This is a genomic window from Flavonifractor plautii ATCC 29863 (assembly GCF_000239295.1).
In the GTDB taxonomy this organism is placed as follows: domain Bacteria; phylum Bacillota; class Clostridia; order Oscillospirales; family Oscillospiraceae; genus Flavonifractor; species Flavonifractor plautii.
Genome location: NZ_JH417732.1, coordinates 1 through 9,083 on the forward strand (window position 1 = coordinate 1; position 9,083 = coordinate 9,083).

Annotated in this window: 10 protein-coding genes and 1 pseudogene; 10 read left to right on the top strand and 1 reads right to left on the bottom strand. The window is 51.9% G+C overall.

Annotated elements, in window-relative coordinates; genetic code table 11:
- Positions 1–31: 31 nt before the first annotated feature.
- The 5 genes and pseudogenes from HMPREF0372_RS07600 to HMPREF0372_RS07620 form a co-directional block, all read left to right on the top strand.
- Positions 32–403: pseudogene (locus tag HMPREF0372_RS07600) on the top strand (hypothetical protein); the annotation flags it as partial.
- A 913-nt stretch (positions 404–1,316) separates the two neighbouring features.
- On the top strand, positions 1,317–2,543 hold the full coding sequence (locus tag HMPREF0372_RS07605) for a C40 family peptidase (RefSeq protein WP_007490414.1): 1,227 nt from the start codon (positions 1,317–1,319) through the stop codon (positions 2,541–2,543).
- A 138-nt stretch (positions 2,544–2,681) separates the two neighbouring features.
- Positions 2,682–3,590: a DUF6017 domain-containing protein gene (locus HMPREF0372_RS07610; protein ID WP_007490417.1), complete on the top strand. Its 909-nt coding sequence runs from the start codon at positions 2,682–2,684 to the stop codon at positions 3,588–3,590.
- 315 nt (positions 3,591–3,905) lie between these two features.
- The gene (locus HMPREF0372_RS07615) at positions 3,906–4,250 is read left to right on the top strand and encodes a helix-turn-helix domain-containing protein (protein ID WP_007490421.1); all 345 of its coding nucleotides are present in this window, start codon (positions 3,906–3,908) and stop codon (positions 4,248–4,250) included.
- A 110-nt stretch (positions 4,251–4,360) separates the two neighbouring features.
- Positions 4,361–4,726, top strand: a complete 366-nt coding sequence (locus HMPREF0372_RS07620) for a hypothetical protein (RefSeq protein ID WP_007490422.1) — start codon at positions 4,361–4,363, stop codon at positions 4,724–4,726.
- A gap of 96 nt (positions 4,727–4,822) precedes the next feature.
- Here the strand turns inward: HMPREF0372_RS07620 and HMPREF0372_RS21020 are convergent, their stop codons facing one another.
- Positions 4,823–5,320: a helix-turn-helix domain-containing protein gene (locus HMPREF0372_RS21020; RefSeq protein WP_319638419.1), complete on the bottom strand. Its 498-nt coding sequence runs from the start codon at positions 5,318–5,320 to the stop codon at positions 4,823–4,825.
- Between HMPREF0372_RS21020 and HMPREF0372_RS07625 the strand changes: the two genes are divergently transcribed.
- From HMPREF0372_RS07625 to HMPREF0372_RS19650, 5 genes are all read left to right on the top strand, one after another.
- Positions 5,276–6,106, top strand: a complete 831-nt coding sequence (locus tag HMPREF0372_RS07625) for a hypothetical protein (RefSeq protein WP_007490424.1) — start codon at positions 5,276–5,278, stop codon at positions 6,104–6,106. The genes HMPREF0372_RS21020 and HMPREF0372_RS07625 overlap by 45 nt on opposite strands.
- Positions 6,106–7,350 (top strand): sigma factor-like helix-turn-helix DNA-binding protein, encoded by a 1,245-nt coding sequence (locus HMPREF0372_RS07630; protein WP_039996900.1) that lies wholly within the window; start codon positions 6,106–6,108, stop codon positions 7,348–7,350. Before HMPREF0372_RS07625 ends, HMPREF0372_RS07630 begins: the two co-directional genes overlap by 1 nt.
- Positions 7,351–7,468: 118 nt before the next feature.
- A complete protein-coding gene (locus HMPREF0372_RS07635) occupies positions 7,469–7,897 on the top strand; it encodes a hypothetical protein (protein ID WP_007490428.1) in 429 nt (142 codons plus the stop codon).
- Between the two features lie 33 nt (positions 7,898–7,930).
- Positions 7,931–8,161 (top strand): hypothetical protein, encoded by a 231-nt coding sequence (locus HMPREF0372_RS07640; RefSeq protein WP_155116985.1) that lies wholly within the window; start codon positions 7,931–7,933, stop codon positions 8,159–8,161.
- Between the two features lie 433 nt (positions 8,162–8,594).
- Complete coding sequence (locus tag HMPREF0372_RS19650; RefSeq protein WP_155116986.1) at positions 8,595–9,068, top strand: hypothetical protein; 474 nt, start codon at positions 8,595–8,597, stop codon at positions 9,066–9,068.
- Positions 9,069–9,083 lie beyond the last annotated feature (15 nt).

Genomic DNA, 9,083 nt, shown 5'->3' on the forward strand with positions numbered 1-9,083 from the left:
CGCGAGGCGGTAAGGCGTCTATAGTTTAGCCCACTTGCTGTTCCAGCATGAGTACAGCGCCAACTTCCTCTTCACCCTCTGGAAGCGGGTACGGAAGTACGGGGCCTGCTGCACCGGCCTGACCCAGAATGTGGACGACCTGCTCCAGTCCCATACGGCCCGCACCATGCTGGCCAACAGCGAATTCCTGGTCATGCTCAACCAGGCGAGCACAGACCGGGCAGAGCTGGCCCGCCTGCTCAATATCTCGGACAACCAGCTTTCCTACATCACCAATGTGGACTTTGGCCGGGGGCTCATCAAGTGCGGCAGCGCCATCGTGCCCTTTATGGACCATTTCCCCAAGAATAACCTCTACCGGCTCATGAGTACGAAGCCCTCCGAAGCAGATGCGGCGGTATAATGTAGAAGGGGCGGGGCCCTCCTGGGCCCTGCCCCCTCTTCGCGGGAGGTGATACTCCATTCAAACGATAAAAGAAAAACCCACGGTACAGAAGCAGCTCAAGGAGAAGATACAGGCGGCGCCCAAGGAGCTGGCCCGGCGCGGGCTGGAGGACGGCGTCGAGCGGCTGAGGGGGCAGCTCCGGGATACCGCCCAGGGCGGGCAGGCAGACCGCTATGGCGGCGACCAGATTGAGGATGCCGCGGCCAGTGGAGTGCGCCAGGCGGAGCACCGTGTGGAACGGCTGCTTGGAAAAGGTAAAAAGAAGCGCGGCGGGTCCTCCGTCGACGTTGCCCCAAATGAGCCGCCTGCCCCGGCAGAGGACACCCCAGCGCACCTCTCTGCCGAACAGCGACCAAGAATCAAGACACGGGAGGCAGTCAGGCCCTCTTCGGCCACTCCGGCGCAAGGACAGCCCGCACAGACGGCCTCCAAGCCTGCCGTCAAAACGAAGGGAACCTATCTCCAAGGGGAATCTGTCCCTCCCACTGAACCGCCCTCCCAAGCTGGGCAGGCGGCTGGGCGGGAACAGGGGCGGATCGCGGCCAGGGATCTGGTACAGCGGCGTGGTCGGCCAGAGGTCAAATCCGCGCCTCAGAGTGACGGCAGAGTGGCTTCGTCTCACAAAGCTGGTGGGAAAGCTGGGAGGAACAGCTGCGCTTCACCGCGCCCAGCCTCCGCATCAGGAGCGCCTGCACGTCGGATATCTCAAGGACATACCGTTCCAGGAAAGGGCCTGTCCGTATCAAAGGGAGATCCACGCCCTCCGCGCGGCGCAGTAAAGACCGCGGAGCACACCTCCAGGCGGACCATCAAGACGGCGGGTCAGGCGGCTAAAACGGCGGAGCGGACGGCAAGAGCCGCCCCCGGAACCATGCGGGCCGCCGCAGACCTCACCCGGCACACCGCCCAGGCGGTCCGCGCCACGGCCCAGACAGCGGCTGTAACTGCCAAAGCAGCAGCCAGATCCGCCGTGGCAGCGGCCAAGGCCGTCATTGCCGCCGCTCAGGCGTTGCTCTCCGCCCTCGCGGCGGGCGGCGGGGTCGTTCTTGCGCTCGTAGTCGTGGTGTGCCTGGTCGGAATCCTGATCGTCTCACCCTTCGGCATCTTTTTCGCGGACGGCGGGAACGCCCCGGACGCCGTCTCCCCATCAGCGGCCGTGGCCCAGCTCAACCGTGAACTGGTGGACCGGCTGGAGGAGCTGCAGGCTGGCGGGACGTATGACAGCGTGGAGGTGCATGGCCAGCCTCCTGGCTGGCCGGAGGTGCTGGCCGTGTTCGCCGCCCGGACAGCCGGAGCGGAGGACGGCGTGGACGTGGCGGTACTGGACCCGGAGCGGGTGGAACGGCTGCGGACGGTGTTCTGGGATATGACGAAGCTCACTACCCAGGTGGAGACCATAGAACACACAGGAACTGGAGAGGACAGCGGATGGACGGAGTCCATCCTGCACATCACCATCACCCCAAGGACGCCGGACGATATGCGGGTGTTCTATCAATTCACCGATGACCAAAATGAGGCGCTGGACGAGCTTCTGGAAAACCGGGATCTCCTGGCCGCACTGGCGGGCGACTTGATGATCTCCGACCCGGACGCCAAGGCCCTGCTGGCCGCGCTCCCGGAGGATCTGTCTCCAGAGCGGCGGGCTGTGGTGGAAACCGCCTGTTCCCTGGTGGGCAAGGTGAACTACTTCTGGGGCGGCAAGTCCCTGGTTTTAGGCTGGGATGAGCGCTGGGGAACCATTCAGAAGGTCACTGCGGCAGGCAGCTCCACTACCGGGACCTACCGGCCCTACGGGATGGATTGCAGTGGATTCGTCGATTGGGTATTCTACAATGTGACAGGCGGCGAGTACATCATAGGCCACGGGGGTGGAGCCACCATGCAGCACAATTACTGTGCGGAAATCTCCTGGGATGAGGCCCTCCCTGGGGATCTGGTCTTCTACCCAGGCGACGAGCACGTGGGTATTGTGGGCGGCAGGGATGAGAACGGAGAGCTGCTCATTGTCCATTGCGCGTTCAGCCAGGACAACGTGGTCATTACCGGAAAGAGCGGGTTTGTGTCGATTGCGCGGCCCGACTATTACAGCGAATAGCATCCGGGCGGAGGCATGCTCCATGCCTCCGCCCCTTTTTATAGATCCATGCGGCGGGCGCCTTGCGGCCGCAATATGAATTTGTACTAAAAAGCGGTCAAAAGCCGCGATTATACTAAAATCAGGAGTTGAGTGACTATGGCAGTTTTTCGTGTGGAGCGCACCCAGAATTACACTGTGATGAGCAACTACCACCTGCGGGACCGGAGGCTCTCCCTCAAGGCAAAGGGGCTTCTCTCCCTCATGCTCTCACTGCCGGAGGATTGGGACTACACCCTCTCCGGCCTGTCCCGCATCAGCCTGGAGGGAAAGGACGCCATCCGGGCAGCCGTGGTGGAGCTGGAACGGGCCGGATATGTCCAGCGCCGCCAGACCACGGACCGTGACGGGAAGTTCAGCTCCAATGAGTACATCATCCGGGAGCGGCCCATTCCACAGGAGCTGCCGCCGAAGGGGCCGTCTGCGGCTGATCCGTCGTCGGAAAACCCGACGGCGGGAAAACCGTCCACGGCCTTCACGTCGCCGGAGAAGCCAACGCAAATAAAGAAAGACTCAGAAAAGACGAATATAGAAAATACTGAATTACCAAGTATAGAATCCTTTCCCTTCTGTTCCACGCCTCCCGCGTTGGAAGCGAAAGGACGGGATGCGATTCCCAAGAGAGGGCGGAGCATGGATGAGCGTGAGATGGCGGCCTACCGAAGCATGATCCAGGAGAACATCCGCTATGATGACTTTGTGCGGGAGCACCCCTGGGATGTAGGTCGTCTGGATGAGATGGTGGAGCTGATGATGGAGACGGTCTGTTCCACCAGGAGAAGCATTCGGATTGCAGGGAACGACATCCCCCAGGCGGTAGTCAAATCCAGGCTGCTGAAGCTGGACGGTGAGCATATCCGCTTTGTATTTGACTGCCTCCAGAGGAATACCACGGAGATCAGGAACGTAAAGCAATACCTCCTGACGGTGCTCTACAATGCCCCCGTCACCATGGAGAGCCACTATGCCTCCCAGGTCAACCACGACCTTTATGGGAAAGCAGCGTAATCCAATATAAATTTCTCATTCATTTCCATGCAGAGTAGTCTTCCGTACCAGAACATGGCTGCTGCACAATTTTTGTGCGTGTTTATACATCTGCATCAGATTCTTTTGGGGAAACAGCATTTGAAATCTTTCTTTTCCGTCCAGAACGACTCTTTTTAGAGGCCAAAACGATTTTGAAATACACCATTCTGCTCTCTACAAACTATATCTTAAACCCACACACTAAATATTAGCGATTCTGTATCACTGAATCGTTTCACCCTATACTAATCATGAACAATGTAGGAAATGATATAGGAGAGTGAGGCAAGCAGGATGATTGATAAGCGTGTTGGAAAGCGGATCAAACAGCGCAGAGAACAACTCGGTTTGACACAGGAACAGTTTGCGGAAAAACTTGGTGTGGCGACTAACTATATCTCGACGATTGAGCGCGGAGCCTCGTTTCCACGCTATGAAAAGCTGGTGGCTATCATCAATGCGCTTGAAACCTCCGCTGACGCAATTTTCTGCGATGTGGTCACGCACTCTCTAGAGTACAAAAGCTATATGCTGTTGGATAAAATGAGAGATTTGCCACCAGAAGAGCAAAACCGGATTTTGGAAACACTTGATTTCCTGGTTCAGCAGTCCATAAAAATGAGAAAGACTGTGCCTTAAACCGCACAGTCTTTCTTTTTTCGACAAATTTCTCCACATTCCGCCTTTCTCTTATGATACTATGTATTAGCGATATATACTAATTCAAAAACACATAGGAGGAGATATCGGTGGAATCGAAAGACTGGATACCCCAGAACTTCGATGTTTTGGACCTATCCAGGGCCATGAGCAGCTTCAAGCGGGAGCAGATTCGCAAAATATTAGAACTACCCGATCATCAGTCTTTCTCCGTCGTCCGGTGGTATTCCCCGACGGAAGTAAAGCCGATAGAAGCGACGTATATCATGGCGAAACTTTATGAGCCGGGGATCGGCTTTATCTGTATCGGCGCGGCCTATGAACACGGGCGATTTTGGGAGCTCGATCCATTGAAGGACAAGCCGCTGGAAATCGTTCGTGTGTTGGCCTGGTCTTATCCTCCCCTGGATGACCGTGTTGATGAGCTTGGACAGCTGCAATATTTGAGCAGCTAGTCTGCCAGCGGTAAAAATAATGATGTAGTAATACACCGTATTCTGTGATACAATGCAGAAAAAGAAGACAGGCACTTCAAACTGCTGTACCTGTCTTCAATCGTCCAAGATATCCTCAAAAGAAAAATCGTTCAAATCCTTAAAGTTCAAAAACTCACTTACGGTCATGCCAAATGCAAGAGCGATTCGATGGAGGGTACATATTCTGGGGTTGAATGTCTTGCCATTTACCAAATTGTCAAGAGTGGATTGGCTAACTCCACTCATTTCTGATAACTTATTGACAGAGATGCCTCTGCTTTTGCATAGCGCCAAAATCCTATTAACAAGAATCTGTGCATACTGCTCTCTCGCTGCTATCTGAAGACCCCCCCATCGCAGTTTAGTGTCTTCATGATAGCAATAATCATACCTCAGATTACCTGTATACGGGTAATCCAGCAAAATTCTCTGTCGTATACAGCCACTGCTGGATGAAAGTAAAATATGACCACGGGCGACACCTGAATGCGGTCTGTGGCAGATTTCAAGATATAAGGAGGAGCTGCAATGGAACACTCGGTCCCAATTTCCGATCTCCCATTTAATGTCCACGCTTTTGAGAGTAGATATGGGAAAATCCGCTCGGTGGAAAAGCTCTGTCCAGGCATTTTCAGAATCCTGACAGTTCCCATTCCTCTCGATCAATTTATATGCTCCGACTTATTTGTGGTAATGGCAGATTCTCCCGCCATCCCACTCACTGCAAAAGCCTATGGGATACCGCTGGAATCATCCCCAGAAGTCCTTGTGGTGTACTGCAATGCAGATTATTTTGACAAGTCCCGGTGGGTCATGACCTATGAAATTGATAAGTATCTTGTAGATCATAATTTCCCTCTGCCCGACGGAGAATCATTACTAGAAGTTTGGGTACGGGGGATGGAGGTCTGCCCGGAGTATTTTGGAGAGTTCCCGATCCCAACCGAAACTCCGTGGGGAGCTCCACTCCAGCATGACCGTCTGGCAAATGGGGTTTTCTGGCTGAGAACAGAGAAAGCTGGGTGGGTCCTGGCGCTTGCATACCCTATTTGTGACAGCCTTCTTCCGGAAACTGTAAAGATAGCTGTGCTCAATCCATATGACCGGGAGAACGGGATTGACAAGACATGCGGATTCCGCTTTTTCAAGTATGAGCAGAGCTGCCTCCCGCTTTTTCAGCTTTTGAATTGTGCCCAACAGCCCTGGAGCGACCGGATCAATACGGCTGCCCTACAAAATGCGGTTCTGTATGCTCGGGAGTACAATAAAAACTGTATAGAGGCGGATCAGATAGCGGAGCTTCGGCACACCCCGAGCGCCGGAACCTGCTATTATCTGTTCCCGGCGGAGGATGCATGATGGCCGTATGTTCATTTCTGGGACACCGCCATATCTACGGCCATGATGTACAGCTTAGGCTGCAGGCCGCAGTCAACCATTTGGTTGAAGAAAATGCTTCTGTGGAGTTTCTGCTCTATTTATGGAAATCCGCAGAGCCATTTTATGCTTTGTGTCTGCTGGCCGCTCTGAGGGCCAAACAGTGTGCGCCCCAAAAAGTGACCTTGACCTTGGTTGCGGACCGTTTAGAGCTGGAACAGCGTTTGACAGACAAATGGACCCACCCGCTCTTTTTCATCGCGGACAGGCTGCTTCCGCTTTCCGTATCCAAAGACAGAAATCCACTCAAAGTCCTAAAAAGAACTGTCCAATGGATGGTCAAGCAGTCTACTCACGTCATCAATGGCTTTTATGAAGACCTTTTTGATCGGGATGATTTCGTCCTTAATTCCGCAAGGAATGCTGGAGTTCAGATCATCAATGTCACAGCACCAGAGCTGGAGCAGGTTATCCTTGCCAGTTCTGAGCAATTACCCGAGCGGCAACGTCTTGTTTTTCAAATGCGAAAGTCAGGATACACACAGAAAGAGATTGCAATGCACCTCAATTTGACTGTGTCCCGTGTGCAACAGATTGAAGCTGCTGTTACCAAAAATCTTCAGAAGCAACTGGATTCCATAAGCTCCTGTATTCCCAAAATCCCTCAAAAGTTATCGGTATGTAGTATTTTTGCGTTGGGCGATGCCAACTATAAAAACCTATGTGTTTTTTCAAACTGTATCCGCTTTTTAATGACGCGGTATCAAATTGACCAATTTTGTCTGGAGGCCGAGACCGTCCACTCCGGATTTATGTTCGCACTGCAGCAATCCATACCACTCTATCATAAAATTCCAACAAGAGCTGTGGCCTGGGATGCTGGTTCTAGTGAACTATATGACTTGAAGGCCGAATTCTGTCCGCCATGTGATGCCGCCGAAAGCATTGGGGGTATCCCTGCTGTCGATTGCCGCATCAGCACGATTCTGGAGCTGATGGACCGCTCTATGTTCTGCATCTGCGACCTGTCTGCCTCGGCCTACGCCCAGCAGATCCTGGCCCATATTCCGCAGACAAGGCAGGCTGTTTTGCTGGATATCGGTAAAAATACGGCTCTCCCCAAGTCTGAGGTACTGGGCGAGTGGTCTAATTCTTTACAATTATCATCTATATTCCCTGAAGGATATATACTAAATAATAGCAAAGAAAAATCGGGGGCTTTCTGAACGGCTCCAGTCATGGAGAGAAATTCAATGAAAAGTATCTATCAGCTCACGGCATTGATCGGCAATAAATCGGACGGGATCAATGACGAAAAATTTATGACCGCAGCGTGGATTCTCTATGCCTGGATTGCGCCGGGAGGTCATCGACTGCATTCCGCTCCCGGAGCTTCCGGCGACCGTAAGTAAATCAGCAAAAACAGGGCGGTCTGTTGCGGCCATCTACCAGCCGGAAGAGCACTTCTTTACCCTCCGCTCCTCCGTGTTTGAGAACGGCATCCGGGACACCGTCGAGGCCGAGATCATGCCATACCGCCAAAGTCTGCTTCTTGCGGTCCGGGAGACCGCTTTTCTCCGGGAGCCCGGTGCCAAAGCGAAGCCCGCGTCCGGACCGCTGGCATTTGTGGGCCAACTGATAGATGAGGTGGGCCTGAATGATGGCCGCCAGCTTTCGACAGGCCTTCAGCGTATTACCACACAACAGGTTGGCGAGCTGGCCGACTTTTTGTGTGCCCCAGACCGATGGTTGCCAGTTGTTGTGGTCTCCTAGGCCAAAAACCCCGCGCTTGGGCAAAATGGATATTTGGTTGACGGTCGCGAGCTGGCCTCAGATCTGGCTGGCAGCGCCCATGTAATGGTCATCGACTGGGACGTGACCTATGAGTTCAGCCGGATCGTTGGGGATGAATGGTCCTGCTTCGGCGGCGCTGTCCGTATCTACTGGCCCGGGCTGTTTGACTTTGAAACGGATGACCCCTATGTCCATCCACTTTACACAGCACAGACCATCCGGCGCAATTTTTACCCCAGCTAGTTTGAGAAAGAACTGAAAAAGATAATTCGGGCCCGAAATGCCGAGCAAGTCATTGCCTGGAATCGGTTTGGCATCCGGTTTTATGTGGAAGCAGAGCAGATGCGTATGCTCTCCGTCAGTGGAGAAGAGAGCACAGAGGAACTGTTGAAACAGTGCCGGGAGCAATGCTCATGTGTGGTAAAGTAGCACGAAAAACTTTGATAGACAGTAGCCCTTACTATTCCTAAAATTCAGAGAAAATGAATAGCTTTCTTAAAGTCTGTATGGTAAAATATGATTATAAACAAATCGACAAATCGGAATTTGGTGCAACGAAACAGTGTATTATATAGGGATAAAATCTTATCAAAACAAAAGGACAGTGGTCTATTCAGTTACTTTGAGTTTTGCCAAATAGTACGAAAGTTTTTTAAGCTAAAAAGGAAAAATAGAGATGGGAAGAAAAAATCAAAATAACAGAAATGAACAGAATAACAGCGTGCCGCCAAGTATTTTTTTCTCGAGTAAAATTAGTAGAGGAATTTCTGGGGTATTGATATGTTTAATAAATTTAGTTGCATTATATTACGGAATAATGAATTGGAATAGTTTTACTCGTGAGGTGCTAACTGACACGATAAATATTGGCTTTACTGTTGTATTAGCAATCGTCGCGTTAGCGATTACCGTATTTCAGACGGACAAAGAATTGCTAGAAAAAAGGAACTCAGACGAGAATGTAAAAAAAGTTTATCTTTCGTATGTTTTTAGCATATTTCCAATTATTTCAGTATTGATATTAGGGTATTTAGTGGCTTATGCATTTGAGAATTATCCACATATAATTTGTTTATATTTTATTGCGACAATTTTGATTTTGACAGAATGTATTACAGGAACGATGGCATCATTTGATAAGGTACAATAATTTTCGCAAATTGAA